The sequence below is a fragment of the Acidovorax sp. YS12 genome (assembly GCA_021496925.1).
GTDB lineage: Bacteria > Pseudomonadota > Gammaproteobacteria > Burkholderiales > Burkholderiaceae_C > Paenacidovorax.
On record CP053915.1, the window covers coordinates 1,795,056 to 1,810,605 of the forward strand.

At 71.7% G+C, this 15,550-nt stretch carries 14 protein-coding genes; 8 read left to right on the forward strand and 6 right to left on the reverse strand.

Annotated elements, in window-relative coordinates; all coding sequences use genetic code 11:
* The first annotated feature begins 161 nt into the window (after nucleotides 1-161).
* A complete protein-coding gene (locus YS110_08100; protein UJB64705.1) occupies nucleotides 162-491 on the forward strand; it encodes a helix-turn-helix transcriptional regulator in 330 nt (109 codons plus the stop codon).
* A 116-nt stretch (nucleotides 492-607) separates the two neighbouring features.
* Here the strand turns inward: YS110_08100 and queG are convergent, their stop codons facing one another.
* Nucleotides 608-1,726, reverse strand: coding sequence for a tRNA epoxyqueuosine(34) reductase QueG (gene queG / locus YS110_08105; GenBank protein ID UJB64706.1), 1,119 nt, complete (start codon nucleotides 1,724-1,726; stop codon nucleotides 608-610).
* Here queG and tsaE point away from each other — a divergent pair.
* From tsaE to YS110_08125, 4 genes are all read left to right on the forward strand, one after another.
* Nucleotides 1,664-2,179: a tRNA (adenosine(37)-N6)-threonylcarbamoyltransferase complex ATPase subunit type 1 TsaE gene (tsaE, locus tag YS110_08110; protein UJB64707.1), complete on the forward strand. Its 516-nt coding sequence runs from the start codon at nucleotides 1,664-1,666 to the stop codon at nucleotides 2,177-2,179. The two genes, queG and tsaE, sit on opposite strands and share 63 nt — an antisense overlap.
* A complete protein-coding gene (locus YS110_08115; GenBank protein UJB64708.1) occupies nucleotides 2,176-3,570 on the forward strand; it encodes an N-acetylmuramoyl-L-alanine amidase in 1,395 nt (464 codons plus the stop codon). The genes tsaE and YS110_08115 overlap by 4 nt, the downstream gene beginning before the upstream one ends.
* Before the next feature lie 106 nt (nucleotides 3,571-3,676).
* Nucleotides 3,677-4,495: a mechanosensitive ion channel family protein gene (locus YS110_08120; GenBank protein ID UJB64709.1), complete on the forward strand. Its 819-nt coding sequence runs from the start codon at nucleotides 3,677-3,679 to the stop codon at nucleotides 4,493-4,495.
* Between the two features lie 88 nt (nucleotides 4,496-4,583).
* On the forward strand, nucleotides 4,584-4,805 hold the full coding sequence (locus YS110_08125; protein UJB67400.1) for a glycine zipper 2TM domain-containing protein: 222 nt from the start codon (nucleotides 4,584-4,586) through the stop codon (nucleotides 4,803-4,805).
* 67 nt (nucleotides 4,806-4,872) lie between these two features.
* Here the strand turns inward: YS110_08125 and YS110_08130 are convergent, their stop codons facing one another.
* A complete protein-coding gene (locus YS110_08130; GenBank protein UJB64710.1) occupies nucleotides 4,873-5,514 on the reverse strand; it encodes a DedA family protein in 642 nt (213 codons plus the stop codon).
* 62 nt (nucleotides 5,515-5,576) lie between these two features.
* Here YS110_08130 and mutL point away from each other — a divergent pair, with 62 nt between their 5' ends.
* Genes mutL through YS110_08145 form a run of 3 tightly spaced genes read left to right on the forward strand, consistent with a single transcriptional unit; the run spans nucleotide 5,577 to nucleotide 9,571 of the window.
* On the forward strand, nucleotides 5,577-7,484 hold the full coding sequence (gene mutL, locus YS110_08135; protein UJB64711.1) for a DNA mismatch repair endonuclease MutL: 1,908 nt from the start codon (nucleotides 5,577-5,579) through the stop codon (nucleotides 7,482-7,484).
* Between the two features lie 6 nt (nucleotides 7,485-7,490).
* Entirely contained in the window at nucleotides 7,491-8,162 is a 672-nt protein-coding gene (locus YS110_08140; protein UJB64712.1) for a response regulator transcription factor, read from the forward strand.
* Entirely contained in the window at nucleotides 8,159-9,571 is a 1,413-nt protein-coding gene (locus YS110_08145; protein UJB64713.1) for a sensor histidine kinase N-terminal domain-containing protein, read from the forward strand. Before YS110_08140 ends, YS110_08145 begins: the two co-directional genes overlap by 4 nt.
* Nucleotides 9,572-9,634: 63 nt before the next feature.
* Here YS110_08145 and YS110_08150 read toward each other — a convergent pair whose 3' ends face one another.
* Genes YS110_08150 through YS110_08165 form a run of 4 tightly spaced genes read right to left on the reverse strand, consistent with a single transcriptional unit; the run spans nucleotide 9,635 to nucleotide 15,445 of the window.
* On the reverse strand, nucleotides 9,635-10,942 hold the full coding sequence (locus YS110_08150; protein ID UJB64714.1) for a TolC family protein: 1,308 nt from the start codon (nucleotides 10,940-10,942) through the stop codon (nucleotides 9,635-9,637).
* Entirely contained in the window at nucleotides 10,939-11,277 is a 339-nt protein-coding gene (locus YS110_08155) for a DUF3240 family protein (GenBank protein UJB64715.1), read from the reverse strand. Before YS110_08155 ends, YS110_08150 begins: the two co-directional genes overlap by 4 nt.
* Nucleotides 11,274-14,378, reverse strand: coding sequence for an efflux RND transporter permease subunit (locus YS110_08160; GenBank protein UJB64716.1), 3,105 nt, complete (start codon nucleotides 14,376-14,378; stop codon nucleotides 11,274-11,276). The genes YS110_08155 and YS110_08160 overlap by 4 nt, the downstream gene beginning before the upstream one ends.
* The gene (locus YS110_08165) at nucleotides 14,378-15,445 is read right to left on the reverse strand and encodes an efflux RND transporter periplasmic adaptor subunit (protein UJB67401.1); all 1,068 of its coding nucleotides are present in this window, start codon (nucleotides 15,443-15,445) and stop codon (nucleotides 14,378-14,380) included. Before YS110_08165 ends, YS110_08160 begins: the two co-directional genes overlap by 1 nt.
* Nucleotides 15,446-15,550 lie beyond the last annotated feature (105 nt).

Below are 15,550 nucleotides of genomic sequence, written 5' to 3' on the forward strand. Positions count from 1 at the left end.
GCCCACATGCCAGACCACGCCCTCCCCCTGGTTCCAGCCAGCGCCGCACGCAGCCGGCAGGCGATGCACTCGTATCAGAAGGAAAAATAATCTCCAGTATGGCAAATCGATGTCACATTTTCCGTGACGACTAACGGCAACACAGTCACAAAAATCGTGACATGGGTTCTGAGCCTGCCTACGACAGCACCGTCATTGGCCGCAGGATGCGGTCAATGCGCGAAACCTTGGGATGGCCGCAGGAGAGGGTCGGTGTGGAGATAGGCATCGACGAGTCGGCCAGCCGGGCCCGGATCAGCCGCTACGAGCTGGGCGCGCACGAGCCGCCGGTCAAGACGGCCCAGCTGATCGCCCAGGCGCTGGGCGTGCCGCTGGCCTACCTGTACTGCGAAGACGACGACGTGGCCGCGCTGCTGCTGGCGGTGGAGCGCCTGCCGCAGGAGCGCAGGGAGTCGCTGCTGGCCCAGTGGTGCGCCGAGGCAGCCGAATAGCGCTGACCCTCATACGGGTTTGCATTCAACCGCATAACTAGGCGGGAAGCCTACGATCAGTGCTGTAGCACGGCAAGGCGAACCAACGACGTTAGACGGTTGAAGGCAAATCCGTATCACGCGGCCTCTTGCGCCAGGGCCCAGGCGACGTGCTCGCGCACCAGCGCGCTGGCGTCCTGCGCGCGCGCCTGCAGCGCCGCGCGCACGGCCGGGTCGCCCGTGGCGCGCAGCGCGTTGCCCAGCGCCACGGCGACGTTGCGCAGCCAGCGCTCATGGCCAATGCGGCGGATCGGGCCGCCCTCCGTCTGGCGCAGGAAGGTCGCCTCATCCCAGCCGAACAGGTGCACGAGCTGCTGCCCCGTCAGCCCAGCGCGCGCGTCGAAGTCGGGCAATGGGCTGGGCTGCGCGAACTTGTTCCACGGGCAGACGAGCTGGCAGTCATCGCAGCCATAGATGCGGTTGCCCATGCGCGGGCGCAATGCGAGCGGAATCTCCCCCGCATGCTCGATGGTCAGGTAGGAGATGCAGCGGCGCGCATCGACGCGGTGCGGCGCCACGATGGCCTGCGTGGGGCACGCATCCATGCAAGCCTGGCAGCTGCCGCAATGCGCCGTGACCGGCGCCGTGGGCGCCAGCGCCATGTCCACGTAGATCTCGCCCAGGAAGAACATCGACCCGGCCTCGCGCGAGAGCACCAGCGTGTGCTTGCCGCGCCAGCCCTGTCCGCTGCGCCGCGCCAGCTCGGCCTCCAGCACCGGGGCGGAGTCGGTGAAGACCCGGTGGCCGAAGGGCCCGGCGGCCTCGGCGATGCGGTCGGCGAGCTTTTGCAGGCGCGCGCGCAGCACCTTGTGGTAGTCCCGCCCCCGGGCGTAGACCGAGACGATGGCCTCCCCGGGGCGCCGCAGGCGCTCCCATTCCACGGCCTGCCAGCCCTCGGGGGTGGTGCGCGGAAGGTAGTCCATGCGCGCCGTGATGACGCTCACCGTGCCGGGCACCAGTTCGGCCGGCCGCGCGCGCTTCAGGCCGTGGGCGGCCATGTAGTGCATGTCGCCATGGAACCCCTGGGCCAGCCATTGCATCAATCCAGGTTCTGCCGAAGACAAGTCCACACCCGTGACGCCGATTTGGGAAAATCCCAGCTCGCGCGCCCACTCCTGAATCCGAGGAACCCATTGACTTCCGTCCTGCACCATCGCCCGATTGTAGAAAGCGCCCCCGCCCTGGCCGTGGCACATGCCACCTGGCACAGCGAGGACGACACCGCGGCGTGGGCCCGCAGGCTGGCCGCCCGGCCGCAACTGGCCCATGCCTACATCACCCTGCACGGCGACCTGGGCGCGGGCAAGACCACGCTGGTGCGCCACCTGCTGCGGGCGCTGGGCGTGCAGGGCCGGATTAAAAGCCCCACCTATGCCGTGGTGGAGCCGCACGAGGCGGGAGGGCTGGCCATCTGGCACTTCGACTTCTACCGCTTCGACGATCCGCGCGAATGGGAGGATGCCGGCTTGCGCGACATCTTCGCCACGCCCGGCCTCAAGCTGGCAGAATGGCCGGAAAAGGCGGCGGGGCTTGCCCCGCCTGCGGATCTAGCTATCTATCTGGAAGCAATCGACGAAATGCAGCGGCATGCCACGTTGAAAGCGTTCACCGCGCCGGGCCAGGCCCTGCTGGAAGGGCTGCAGCCATGAAGGGGCCCAAGCCCGCCAGCCAGGCCCGCCGTGCGCTGCTGCGCCGGGGCAGCCTGGTGCTGCTGCTGGGCGTGCAGCAAATCGCCCGCGGCGCCACCATCGTCGCCGTGCGCGTGTGGCCGGCCCCCGAATACTCGCGCGTCACCATCGAGTCCGACGCCAAGCTCGTGGCCAAGCAGTTCTTCGTGCCCCAGCCGCCGCGCCTGGCCGTGGACATCGAGGGCATCGACCTGAACCCCGCGCTGCGCGAACTGGTGGCCAAGGTGCGCGCCGACGACCCGAACATCGCGGGCATCCGCGTGGGCCAGAACGCCCCCGGCGTGGTGCGCCTGGTGATCGACCTGAAGCAGGCAGCGGTGCCCCAGGTGTTCACGCTCACGCCCGTGGCCGCCTACCAGCACCGCCTGGTGTTCGACCTGTACCCGGCGAAATCGGTCGATCCGCTCGAAGCGCTGATCGCCGAGCATTTGAACGACACGCCCTCTGCCTCCGCGCCGCATGCCGAAGCCGCCTCGCCCCAGCCAGCAGATCCGCTGGGCGACTTGATCGCGCAGCATGGCCAGCGCCCCGAACCCGCCAAGCCGCCCGCACCGCCCCCCAGCCCCCCGGTAGCGGCCGCGCCCCCCCCCAGCCCGGCGCCGCGCGCGCCCGCCGGCGGGCGGCAGACCGACCGGCTCATCATCGTGGCCCTCGACCCCGGCCATGGCGGTGAAGACCCCGGCGCCATCGGCCCCGGCGGCACGCGCGAGAAGGACGTGGTGCTGAAAGTGGCGCACCTGCTGCGCGAGCGCATCAACGCCGCCAGCGTCGGCGGCAACCCCATGCGCGCCTTCCTCACACGCGACGGCGACTATTTCGTGCCCCTGGGCACGCGCGTGGAGAAGGCCCGGCGCGTGCAGGCCGACCTGTTCGTCTCCATCCACGCCGACGCCTTCACCACGCCCAGCGCGCGCGGCGCCAGCGTGTTCGCCCTGAGCCAGAGCGGCGCCTCCAGCACGGCGGCGCGCTGGCTGGCCAACAAGGAAAACCAGGCCGACCTGGTGGGCGGCCTGAACGTCAAGAGCCAGGACCAGCACGTGCAGCGCGCCCTGCTGGACATGAGCACCACGGCCCAGATCAACGACAGCCTCAAGCTCGGCAGCGTGCTGCTGGGCGAGATCGGCGGCATGGCCCGGCTGCACAAGCCGCGCGTGGAGCAGGCCGGCTTCGCCGTGCTCAAGGCGCCCGACATCCCCAGCGTGCTGGTGGAGACCGCCTTCATCAGCAACCCCGAGGAAGAGGCCAAGCTGCGCTCGGCGGCCTACCAGGTGCAACTGGCCGACGCGCTGATGCGCGGCATACAGCGCTACTTCGCCAAGAACCCGCCGCTGGCGCGCAGCCGCACGGTATGACTGCGCCGGGCCGGGCCCGGGCCCGGGCCGGTTCACAGTTGTCCACATTCGGCCGCTGAGGCGCTGCCTACACTCGTGCGTTTCTTCATCTTCACCCGGAGCGACCATGAACACGCAGGACATCTGGCACTTCCTCTCCACCCAGGGCACGGAGTTCGGCATCAAGCTGCTCACGGCCATCGCTGCCTGGATCGTGGGCCGCTGGCTGATCGCGCTGGCTGTCGGCCTGATGGGCAAGCTGCTGGCGCGCGGCGGCAAGATCGACGCCACGCTGGCGAACTACCTCAAGTCCATCACCTCGGTGGTGCTCAACGTCATCCTGATCCTGGCGATCCTGGACATCTTCGGCGTCAAGACCACCTCGTTCGCCGCGCTGCTGGCGGGCGCGGGCCTGGCCATCGGCGCGGCCTGGAGCGGCATGCTGGGCAACTTCGCCGCCGGGGTCTTCATGCAGGTGCTGCGTCCCTACAAGGTGGGCGACTTCATCAGCGCGGGCGGCGTGGTCGGCACGGTGACGGAGCTGGGCCTGTTCGCCACCACCCTGACCACGCCCGACAACGTGATGACCGTGGTGGGCAACGGCAAGATCTTCGCCGACAACATCCAGAACTACAGCGCCCTGCCCGTGCGCCGCGTGGACTGCGTGGCCAAGGTCGCCAACAGCGTGAACCCGCTGGACGCCATCGCGCGCCTCAGGCCGGTGATCGCCGCCATCCCCAACGTGGCGGCCAGCCCGGCGCCCGACATCGAGATCCTGGAATTCACCCCCGAGGGCCCGAAGCTGTGCGTGCGCCCCTACACGCACACCGACCACTACTGGCAGGTCTATTTCGACACGCACAAGGCCATCGTCGAGACCTTCGGCACGGCCGGCTACCCCGTGCCCGAAACGCCCATGGCCTACCGCAACGCGCCGCTGGCCTGACCCGCCAGGCGACACGGCTGGTAACAGGCGCTCCTATCAAGAGGCCTACAGTGAAGGCCTCTTGAACCCCCAGAAGGAGAACACCGTGCTGAAGACCCGTTACCTGCTTGCCGTGACCACGCTGGCATCCGCATTTGCCCTGGGCGGCTGCGCCAGCGCACCGACCCACAACCAGTTGGGTACCGCCGCAGGTGCCGTCGCTGGCGGCGTGGCGGGCCATGTGCTGTTCGGCGGCCCGCTGGGTACCGTGGGCGGTGCCGCAGCGGGCGCGGTGATCGGCAACGAAATGAGCAAATCCAGGCGCCGCTGAAACACCCGCCGCCGGCCCTTTTCGCCCGCCACGCGCGGGCGATGTTGTTTCTGGCGAAGCGAAATGGTTACGCCGTTTTACGCCCGGCGCGCCAGGCGCCGAAGAGGGCGATCAGCCCCGGCACCAGGATCAGGCCCCAGATGATCTTCTCCAGGTGCTGGCGCACCCAGGGCAGGTTGCCGAAGAAATAGCCCGCCGTGCAGATGCCCAGCACCCACACCAGCGCGCCGCCCACGTTGTAGGCCGAGAACTTGCCCCGGCCCATGGCTGCCACGCCCGCCACGAAGGGCGCGAAGGTGCGGATGAAGGGCATGAAGCGCGCCAGCACGATGGTGATGCCGCCGTAGCGCTCGTAGAACGCATGCGCCTGGTCGAAGGCCCGCTTGTTGAACCAGCGCGAATCCTCCCACTGGAACACCTTCGGCCCGAAATAGCGCCCGATGGTGTAGTTGCACTGGTCGCCCAGGATGGCCGCCACCAGCAGGATGGCGCAGGCCAGCGGGAAGTTCAGCAGCCCCGCGCCGCTGAGCGCGCCGACGATGAACAGCAGCGAGTCGCCCGGCAGGAAGGGCATGACCACCACGCCCGTCTCCACGAAGACGATGAGGAACAGCAGCGCGTACACCCAGGCGCCGTAGTTGGCGACGAAGGCCTCCAGGTACTTGTCCACATGCAGGATGAAGTCGATGAGAAAGCTGACGAGTTCCATGAAAAAACGCGGTGCGCCCAAGGGCAAAGCGCGCATTATCCGCAGCTCCTAGAATTCCCCCGGTGAATGCAAGCCCCCCCCTCCCCGCCGCCGGCGCTCCGGCCCCGCTCCCCCGCCGCCCCATCCGCGACCTGCCCGACGAGCTGATCAGCCAGATCGCCGCGGGCGAGGTGGTCGAGCGCCCCGCCTCGGTGGTGCGCGAGCTGGTGGACAACGCGCTGGATTCAGGCGCCAGCGCCATCACCGTGCGGCTGCTGGCGGGCGGGGTGCGCCTCATCAGCGTCGAGGACGACGGCTGCGGCATTCCGCAGGACGAGCTGCCGGTGGCGCTGCGCCGCCACGCCACGAGCAAGATCACCAGCCTGCACGACCTGGAGACCGTGGCCACCATGGGCTTTCGCGGCGAGGCGCTGGCGGCCATCGCCTCGGTGTCGGAAACGGCGCTGCTGTCGCGCCCGCAGGCGCAGGCCAGCGCCTTCCTGCTCGACGCGCGCAGCGGCGAGATCCGCCCCGCGGCGCGCAGCCACGGCACCACGGTGGAGGTCAAGGAGCTGTTCTTCTCCACCCCGGCGCGGCGCAAGTTCCTCAAGAGCGACGCCACCGAACTCGCGCACTGCGTCGAGGCCGTGCGCCGCCACGCGCTGGCGCGGCCCGACGTGGGCTTCGCCATCTGGCACGAAGGCAAGCTGGTGGAGCAGTGGCGCGCCACTTTCGTGCCCGGCGCGGGGCAGGCACCGGACGCGCTGGCGCGCCGCCTGGCCGACGTGCTGGGCGAGGACTTCGTCACCCAGTCCGTGGCCGTGCAGCACCGCGCCGGCCCCGTCACCGTGACGGGCCGCGCCGGCCTGCCCGACGCCGCGCGCGCGCGCGCCGACCACCAGTACTGCTACGTCAACGGCCGCTTCGTGCGCGACAAGGTACTCACGCACGCCGGACGCAGCGCCTACGAGGACGTGCTGCACGGCCAGAAGCAGCCGGTCTATGCGCTGTACGTGGAGATCGACCCGGCGCGCGTGGACGTGAACGTGCACCCCACCAAGATCGAGGTGCGCTTCCGCGACAGCCGCGAGGTGCACCAGGCCGTGCGCCACGCTGTGGAGAACGCGCTGGCCGCACCGCGCGCGGCGGTGCTTGCTCCGCCTTTTGTAGCTGCCAGCGCTTTACCAGAAAGCGATTCAGATAGAAAACCATCTGAACCGCTTACAAGACAAGCGCAAGCAGCTATCAAATTTGAAGAGCGCCCCGGCCACAAGGTCAGCGACCTGCAAGCGCTGTGGCAGCCCACGCCGTCTGCGGCGCCTGCGGCCACGCCCGCACAGGGGGTGGCAGAGCCGCCGCCCATGGCCTGGGCCACGCCTGCGCCGCCCGCCGCCGAAGAACCCGCATGGCCCCTGGGCCGCGCGGTGGCGCAGATCCACGGCGTCTACATCCTGGCCGAGAGCGCGCAGGGCATGGTCATCGTGGACATGCACGCCGCGCACGAGCGCATCGTCTACGAACGCCTCAAGGCCCAGGTGGACGGCGGCGCGCGCATTGCCAGCCAGCCGCTGCTGATCCCCGCCACCTTCGCGGCCACGGCGCAGGAAGTGGCCACGGCCGAGGAATCGGCCGAAGTGCTGGCCACGCTGGGCCTGGAGGTCGTGCCCTTCTCCCCCAAGACCCTGGCCGTGCGCGCCGTGCCCACCACGCTGGCCCAGGGCGACGCGGTGGAGTTGGCGCGCAGCGTGCTGGCCGAGCTGGCCGCGCACGACGCCACCACCGTGGTGCAGCGCGCGCGCAATGAAATCCTGGCCACCATGGCCTGCCACGGCGCCGTGCGCGCCAACCGCAAACTCACGCTGGACGAGATGAACGCCCTGCTGCGCCAGATGGAAACCACCGACCGCAGCGACCAGTGCAACCACGGCCGGCCCACCTGGCGCCAGCTCACGATGAAAGAGCTGGACGCGCTGTTCCTGCGCGGGCGCTGAGCTGCGATGCGCATCCTGCTGGTCGAAGACGACCACCCCCTGGCCAGCGCCCTGGCCGAATTCCTCGGCGCCAAGGGCTTCGTGTGCGAGCGCGCCGCCAGCCTGCAGGCCGCGCGCGCCCTGCTGCCGCTGGCCCACTGGGGCGCCGTGCTGCTGGACTGGCAACTGCCCGACGGCGAAGGCCTGGCGCTGCTGCCCCTGCTGCGCGCGCGCCTGCCCGAGGCGGCCGTCATCGTGCTCACCGCGCGCGACCAGATCACCGACCGCATCCAGGGCCTGGACGCGGGGGCCGACGACTACCTCGTCAAGCCCTACGACCCCGATGAGCTGCTGGCGCGCCTGCGCGCCGTGGAGCGCCGGCGCAGCGGCGCCGCCAGCGCCGTGCTGCAACTGCCCGGCCTGGCCATCGACCTGGGCCGCACGGCGGTGCAGCTCGACGGCCAGGCGGTGGAGCTGACCGCCAAGGAATGGGCCGTGCTGCGCGTGCTGGCGCAGCGGCCCGACCGCATCCACCCGCGCGAGAGCCTGCTCGACGCCCTGTATGGCCTGGACGCCGACGCCAGCAGCAACACGCTGGAAGTGTTCATCAGCAACCTGCGCCGCAAGATCGGGCGCGAGCGCATCCAGACCCTGCGCGGCCTGGGCTACAAGCTCAACACCGCCGCCCCTGGCACATGAAGCAGCGCAGCCTGTCCTGGTCGCTCACGCGCGCCCTGCTGCCCTGGGTGGCGCTGGTGTGGGTGGCCATCAGCCTGGGCGTGGCCTGGTATGTGCAGCATGAGCTGGCCGAGCAGCTCGACGCCGGGCTGGTCGAGAGCGCGGAACGCCTGCTCGACCTGGCGGCGCACGATGCGCGCAACCACGAGAAGCCCTCCGAACGCGACGGCACGCTGTTCCGGCTGGAGGTGCCGCACAGCCAGTTGCACGGCGCCAAGCACGACGTGCTGCTGTACCAGGTGGTGAACACCGACAACGAGCTGCTGCTGCGCTCGGCCGACGCGCCGCACTACCCCTTGCCGGTGCCGCTGGACACCGGCTTTCACGAATACGCCGGCCTGCGCATCTACACCCTGGCCCACCCCAGCCTGCCCATGTACATCCACGCGGGCGACCCGCTGGCGCACCGCCAGGCCACGCGCACGCGCACGCTGCTGGGCCTGCTGGTGCCGCTGCTGGTGGTGCTGCCGCTGCTGGGCTGGCTGATCCGCGCCGTCACCCAGCGCGTGCTCGCGCCTGCCGGGCAGATCGCCCGCGAACTGCAGCAGCGCGACGGCAGGCACCTGGCCCCGCTAGCGCCAGCGCAGCCCCTGCCCACCGAGCTGCAAACCATCGTGGGCAGCGCCAACCACCTGCTGCAGCGCCTCGAAGGCGCGCTGGACACCGAACGCGCCCTGGCCGCCAACGCCGCCCACGAGCTGCGCACCCCCCTGGCCACCGTGCGCCTGCGCCTGCAGACCGCGCTGGCACAGGTGGCGGACGGCCCCGCGCGCCAGCGCGTGGAAGAAGCGCTGGACGCGCTCGACCAGTTGGGCCGGCGCAGCGAAAAGCTGCTGCAGCTCTCGCGCGCCGAGTCGGGCGCGGCCCTGGCGCAGGAGCGCGTGAACCTGGGCCAGTTGGCCGCCGTGGTGGCGCAGGAATTCTGGTCCGACCCCGCGCTGCTGCAGCGCCTGCACCTGATGCTGCCCGAGAGCGAGGACGTATGGGTGCGCGGCGATTTCGACGCGCTGGCCATCGCACTGCGCAACCTGGTGGAAAACGCCGTGCGCTACGCCCCCGGCGGGCCGGTGACGATCGCGGTGGAGGCGCCTGCCACCTGCAGCGTCAGCGACGAGGGCCCCGGGCTCTCGCCCGAGCGCGCGCACGCGCTGCGGCAGCGCCACCAGCGCAACGGCCACACGCCCCCGGCCCGCAGCGCGGCGGCGGCGCATGTGCCGGGCTACGGGCTGGGCCTGTCGATCGTGTCCACCATCGTGCAGCGCCAGGGCGGCACGCTGGTGCTGCAGTCGCCGCCGCCAGGGCAGGCCCAGGGGCTGCGCGCCGCCCTGGTGCTGCGCGCGGCGGATCAGCCCGCCTCGCCTGGAATTTGAAGGCTTTTGGCCCCCAGCGCTTATCTGGCAAGCGCTGGCAGCTCTCTTTTCAATAGCAACCCATCAAGGCCCGCCATCGGGCGTGCCATGGCCCGGGGGCGTCCACATGCGGTGCGCGTCGAGCAGCATGCGGGCCTGCGCCTGCTGGGCATCCAGCGCGGCCGTTTCCGCCGCCAGGCGGGCGTCCAGGGCGCCACGCTGCGCCAGCAGCCAGTCGCCCAGGCCGCTCTCCCCCAGGGCGTAGGCGCGGGCCTGCAGCGCCGCGCTTTTCTCGCTGTAGGCCAGGGCCTGGCGCTGCTGGGCCAGCGTGGCGCGGGCCTGCGCGGCCTCGCCCACCACGCGCCAGGCTTCGGCCTCGACGCGCTGGCGCGTGCGTGCCAGTTCCTGCCGCGCCACTTCGGCCTGGGCCAAAGCGGCTTGCGCGTCGGCACGGCGCCCTGCGCTCCCCAGGGGCAGCGAGAGGTAGACGCCCAGCACATGCTCCTGCCCGCCACGCTCGCGCGTGGCGCGCACGCCCACCGTGGGGTCGGGGGTGCGCTCGAGGTGCGTGCGCTCGGCCTGCAGGCGGGCCTGCCCGGCCTGCGCCTCGGCCAGCTCCAGTTCGTGGTTGTCGTCAAGAATGCGCGCCACCCAGGCCGTGGCATCGTCCGGGCCACGCGCATCGCCCGCCGGGGCCCCGGCGGGCCAGGGCGCGTCGTCCGGCGGCAGCAGGCTGGCCGGGTCGGGCAGGCCGGGGTAGCGGCGCAGCAGGCCCTGGCGGCCCAGCGTGTCCTGGGCCTCGGCGCGGCGGGCCTGGGCCTGCACGCGGGCATGCTCGGCCTGGGTGGCGAGCCATTCGAGCGTGGCCGCCTCGCCCAGGTCCACACGGCGCTGCATGGCGGCAAGCGTGCGCGCCATCAGCGCCTCCTGGACCCGCAGCAGTTGGGCGGTGCGCGCGGCGCGCAGGGCATCGAACCAGTCGGCCAGCAGGGTGCGCGCGGCCTCGTGCCAGGCGTCGGCCTGGGCGAGCACGGCCACCTGCTCGGCGGCCGAGCCCAGTTGGCGGTCGGCCGCCACCTTGCCGGGCCAGCGCATGCCGGTTTCCAGGCCCACCTCGGTTTCCGCATAGCGTGTGCCGCCCTGCTCGCGGCGCTGGCTGGCGCCGGCCTTGGCCACCCAGTCGTGGGGGCCGGCGCGCAGGCGCTCGCCACGCGCCTGGGCCAGGGCCAGGCCCGCACCGGCGGCACGCACCTGGGGCCATTGCGCGAGCACCTGCTGCACGGTGGCGGGGGGCGGCAGCACCTGCGCCGGCATCTCCTGGGCGCGGGCGCCGCAGGCCAGCGCGGCGGCACAGGCCAGCGCCGTGAGGCAACGGGCCGTGGTACGCCTCATGGCAGGCTCCCAAGGCGGCCAAAGGCCAGCAGCGGCGCGGCCCAGTAGGCGATCTGCGGAGTCGGCAGGGCCTGGCGCAGTGCGCCGATCAGCGGGGGCACCTGGCTTTGCGCCACGGCCAGTTGCACCAGCACACGGCGCGCGCGCCCCTGCACCTGCTCCATGGACGAGGCCAGGTGGATGTGCGCCCCCATGCCCTGCGCCGGCACCAGGGTGAAGCCCGGAGCCATGTGCGGCAGGGTGCGCAGCAGGTCGAGCACGTCTTCCTCCAGGGCCACGGGCAGCGCCAGGGTGAGCAGGCAGTCGGGGGTGGGCAATGCGGGTTCGGCAGTCATGGTGAAACAGCGCCTGCGGCGCGCGTGGAAGGAGTGGAGAGGCCAAAGCGGCGGTACAGCAGCGGCAGCAGCACCAGCGTGAGCAGGGTGGAGCTGACCAGCCCGCCAATCACCACGATGGCCAGGGGACGCTGGATTTCCGAGCCCGGCCCGGTGGCCAGCAGCAGCGGAATCAGCCCCAGCGCGGTAATGCTGGCCGTCATCAGCACCGGGCGCAGGCGGCGCAGCGCGCCCTGGCGCACCACCTCATGGATGGGCAGGCCACGCGCCGCCAGCTGGTTGAAGCAGGTGACCAGCACCAGGCCGTTGAGCACGGCAATGCCCATGAGCGCGATGAAGCCCACCGACGCGGGCACCGACAGGTACTCGCCCGTGAGCGCCAGGGCCACGATGCCGCCCACCAGGGCCAGCGGAATGTTGGCGAACACCAGCAGCGCCTGGCGCAAGCTGCCCAGGGTGGCGAACAGCAGGCCGACGATGAGGGCCAGCGCCACCGGCACCACCAGGCCCAGGCGCGCGGCGGCGCGCTGCTGGTTCTCGAACTGCCCGCCCCAGGCCAGGCTGTAGCCCGGCGGCAGCTTGACCTGCCGGGCCACTGCGGCCTGGGCCTCGGCCACGAAGCCCACCAGGTCGCGGCCGCGCACGTTGGCACGCACCACGGCCATGCGCGAGGACTGCTCGCGCTCGATCTTCACCGGGCCGTCCACCACCTCCAGCCGCGCCAGCTGCGACAGCGCCACCGGCTCACCGCCCGGCACGGGCAGGCGCAGCGCGGCAAAGCGCTCGGGCGACAGGCGCAGGTCGTCGCCGCCGCGCACCACCAGGGGGACGCGGCGCGCGTCCTGCATGACCACGCCCGCGCGCTGGCCTTCGACCAGCGTGCGCAGGTCGTTTTGCACCTGCTCCACCGTCAGCCCCAGGCGGCCAACGGCGAGGCGGTCGATGGCCACGCGCAGGTACTGCACGCCGTCGTTCTTGGTGGTGAGCACGTCCTCATTGCCTGGCAGGCCCTGCAGCACCTGCACGATGTCCTCGGCCAGGCGCGAGAGCTCTTGCGCCTGCGGCCCGAAGACCTTCACGGCCAGGTCGCCGCGCACGCCCGAGAGCATTTCGGAGGTGCGCATCTCGATCGGCTGGGTGAAGCTCAGGTTCACGCCGGGCACGGCCTCGGCGGCGGCGCGGATGGCGTCGATGAGTTCCTCCTTGGTCTTGAAGCGCCACGCGGCACGCGGCTTGAGCACCAGGAAACTGTCGGTTTCGTTCAGCCCCATGGGGTCGAGCCCCAGCTCGTCGGAGCCCACGCGGGCCACGATGCGCTCGACCTCGGGCACCTGCGCCAGGATGTGGCGCTGCAGCGCCTGGTCGGTGGCGGCCGACTGCTCCAGGTTGATGGAAGGCAGCTTTTCCACCTGCATGATGATGTCGCCTTCGTCCAGCGACGGCATGAACGACTTGCCGATGAACGGGAACAGCGCCAGCGCACCCGCCAGCGCCAGCACGGCCCCCGCCCCCACCGCGCGCGGGTGGCGCAGCGCGGCGTCGAGCAGCGGGGCATAGCCCGCTTCGAGCCTGCGCACCAGCCACGGGCTGGCGTGGCGGCCGGGCGCATGCGGGCGCAGCAGCAGCGAGGCCAGCACCGGGATCACCGTGAGCGACAGCAGCAGCGACGCGCCCAGCGCAAACACGATGGTCAGCGCCACGGGGCCGAACAGCTTGCCCTCCAGCCCCTGCAGGGTGAGCAGCGGCAGGAACACGATCATGATGATGGCCACGCCCGCGCCCACGGGCGTGGCCACCTCCTGCGTGGCGCGGTACAGCGCGTGCAGGCGCGGCGTGCCCGGCTCCACCGGGCGCGCCTCGATGTTTTCCACCACCACCACGGCGGCATCGACCAGCATGCCGATGGCAATGGCCAGGCCGCCCAGCGACATGAGGTTGGCCGACAGCCCCCACTGGCGCATGAGCACGAACGTGGCCAAGGCCGACAGCGGCAGGATGAGCGCCACCACCAGCGCCGCGCGCAGGTTGCCCAGGAACAGCAGCAGCAGGACCAGCACCAGGGCGATGGCCTCGGCCAGCGCCTTGGTCACCGTGCCCACGGCGCGCTCGACCAGACTGCCGCGGTTGTAGAACGGCACGATCGCCATGCCCTCGGGCAGGCTGGCTTCGATCTCCTGCAGGCGCGCCTGCACGTCGTGCACCAACTGGCGCGCGTTGGCGCCGCGCAGGCCCAGCACCAGGCCCTGCACGGCCTCGCCCTGGCCATTCTGCGTGACGCTGCCGTAGCGCGTGAGCGCGCCCAGGCGCACCTCGGCCACGTCGCCCACGCGCACCGGGGCGGCCAGGGCCAGGCCGTCCTGCACGCGCACGGCAATGGCGCGCAGGTCGTCCAGGCTGGTAATGCTGCCGTCGCTGCGCACCAGCAGCGACTCTTCGCCGCTGGACAGGCGCCCCGCGCCGTCGTTGCGGTTGTTGGCGGCCAGGGCCTCTTGCAACTGCGGCAGCGACACGCGCCGTGCCGCGAGCCGGGCCATGTCGGGCACCACCTCGAAGGTCTGCACCAGCCCGCCGAGCGTGTTCACGTCGGCCACGCCGGGAATGCCGCGCAGGCGCGGGCGGATGACGAAATCGAGCAGCTTGCGCTTTTCGGCCAGGGGGGCGTCGCCCTCGACGGTGAACATGAACATCTCGCCCAGCGGCGTGGTGATGGGCGCCAGGCCGCCGCTGATGCCCGGCGGCAGGTCGCCCATGACGCCGGCCAGGCGCTCGCTGACCTGCTGGCGCGCCCAGTAGATGTCGGTGCCGTCGGCAAAGTCGAGCGTGATGTCGGCAATGGCGTACTTGGCCTGCGAGCGCAGCATGGACTGGTGCGCAATGCCCAGCAGCTCCTGCTCGACGGGCGCGACGATGCGCGCCTCGACCTCCGAGGGCGTCATGCCCGGGGCCTTGAGGATGATCTTGACCTGGGTGGTGGACACGTCCGGAAAGGCGTCGATGGGCAGCTCGCGCAATGCCAGCCAGCCCGCCCCCACCAGGCCCAGCGACAGCACCGCCACCAGCAGGCGCTGCGCCAGGGCAAAGGCAATCAGGCGCTGCAGCATCACGGCGCCTTGCCTTCCTGGCCCAGGCCCAGCCAGGCCCCCTTGAGCGCGGCAATGCCGCCCACGGCCACCTCATCGCCCGTCTTCAGCCCCGCGCGCACGGGCTGCACGGCCTGCGGCCCGGCCCCCTGGGCCGCGCCGTCCAGCGCCACCGGCGTCGGCACGAAGCCCTGCGGGCTGCGCACGAACACATAGGCCTTGCCGTCCTGGCGCACCACGGCCTGCACGGGCACGCTGGGGCCTGCGGGCGCAGCGTTTGCCTCTTCCGGCGCGGGCAGCACGGTGGCCTGCACGAACTGCTGCAGGCGCAAGCAGTCCTCGGCAGCGGTGAAATCCGCCCGCACCTGAACCGCCTGGTTGGCCCCCAGCACCTGCGGCACGATGGCTGCCAGCCGCGCAGGGGCCCGGCAGCCCTCCAGCGCCAGGGCGTCGCCCACGCGCAGACTGCGCGCCTGCCCGGGCGTGGCGTGCAGCACGATGGCCAGGCGCCCGGAACGCGCCAGCCGGGCCACGGGCATGCCGGCATCGAGGCGCTGGCCGGGCACGGCGCTGACCTCCAGCACCGTGGCGGGTGCCGTGGCGCGCAGCAGCACCTGCGGCTGCAGACCGCCGCCCGCCAGGCCCAGGGACTGCAGCGCCTGCCGGCGCTCCTGCACGGCCAGCTGAGCCTGTTCGTCCTGCGCCCGGCTGTCCTGCAACCGCTGGGCGGGGATGATGCCTTCGGCATGCAATTGCGCGTCGCGCGCCAGCCGGCTCGCCGCCAGCCGCGCCTGGGACTGCGCCTGGGCCAGCTCGCGCTGCCATGCGAGCAGCTCGGGACTCAGCAGGCGGGCCACGGCCTGGCCTGCCTTCACGCGTTCGCCCGGCGCTACCAGCACCTGCTGCACCACGCCCGCCAGCGGCGCGCTGAGCAGCTCCGTGGCCTGGGGCGGCAGCTCCACCTGCCCCTGCAGCACCAGGCCCGCGCCCGGTTGCACTGGCGCGGCGGCGAGCGTGAGCGTGCGCACGCCTGCGGCCTCGGCCTGGGCGGGCGTCCAGGCAATCAGCGGCGCGCCCTCGGCGGCCATGGCCAAGGCGGCAAGGAGCAAGACAGGAGGCGCGCGCCAGTCACAGCGCGCCGGCAGGAGGGAGGGAAGCGGCATGGTGATGAACCCGTTTCGCCACGTTGGCGA

Excerpts from the sequence above, each read along its gene's own strand:
- YS110_08160 (UJB64716.1), bottom strand. The coding sequence starts at position 14,378 with ATGCTGCAGCGCCTGATTGCCTTTGCCCTGGCGCAGCGCCTGCTGGTG.
- YS110_08165 (UJB67401.1), bottom strand. The coding sequence starts at position 15,445 with ATGGCCGCCGAGGGCGCGCCGCTGATTGCCTGGACGCCCGCCCAGGCC.
- YS110_08145 (UJB64713.1), top strand. The coding sequence starts at position 8,159 with ATGAAGCAGCGCAGCCTGTCCTGGTCGCTCACGCGCGCCCTGCTGCCC.
- YS110_08115 (UJB64708.1), top strand. The coding sequence starts at position 2,176 with ATGAAGGGGCCCAAGCCCGCCAGCCAGGCCCGCCGTGCGCTGCTGCGC.
- YS110_08100 (UJB64705.1), top strand. The coding sequence starts at position 162 with ATGGGTTCTGAGCCTGCCTACGACAGCACCGTCATTGGCCGCAGGATG.
- YS110_08140 (UJB64712.1), top strand. The coding sequence starts at position 7,491 with ATGCGCATCCTGCTGGTCGAAGACGACCACCCCCTGGCCAGCGCCCTG.
- YS110_08120 (UJB64709.1), top strand. The coding sequence starts at position 3,677 with ATGAACACGCAGGACATCTGGCACTTCCTCTCCACCCAGGGCACGGAG.
- YS110_08130 (UJB64710.1), bottom strand. The coding sequence starts at position 5,514 with ATGGAACTCGTCAGCTTTCTCATCGACTTCATCCTGCATGTGGACAAG.
- queG (UJB64706.1), bottom strand. The coding sequence starts at position 1,726 with ATGTGCCACGGCCAGGGCGGGGGCGCTTTCTACAATCGGGCGATGGTG.
- YS110_08155 (UJB64715.1), bottom strand. The coding sequence starts at position 11,277 with ATGACTGCCGAACCCGCATTGCCCACCCCCGACTGCCTGCTCACCCTG.
- YS110_08150 (UJB64714.1), bottom strand. The coding sequence starts at position 10,942 with ATGAGGCGTACCACGGCCCGTTGCCTCACGGCGCTGGCCTGTGCCGCC.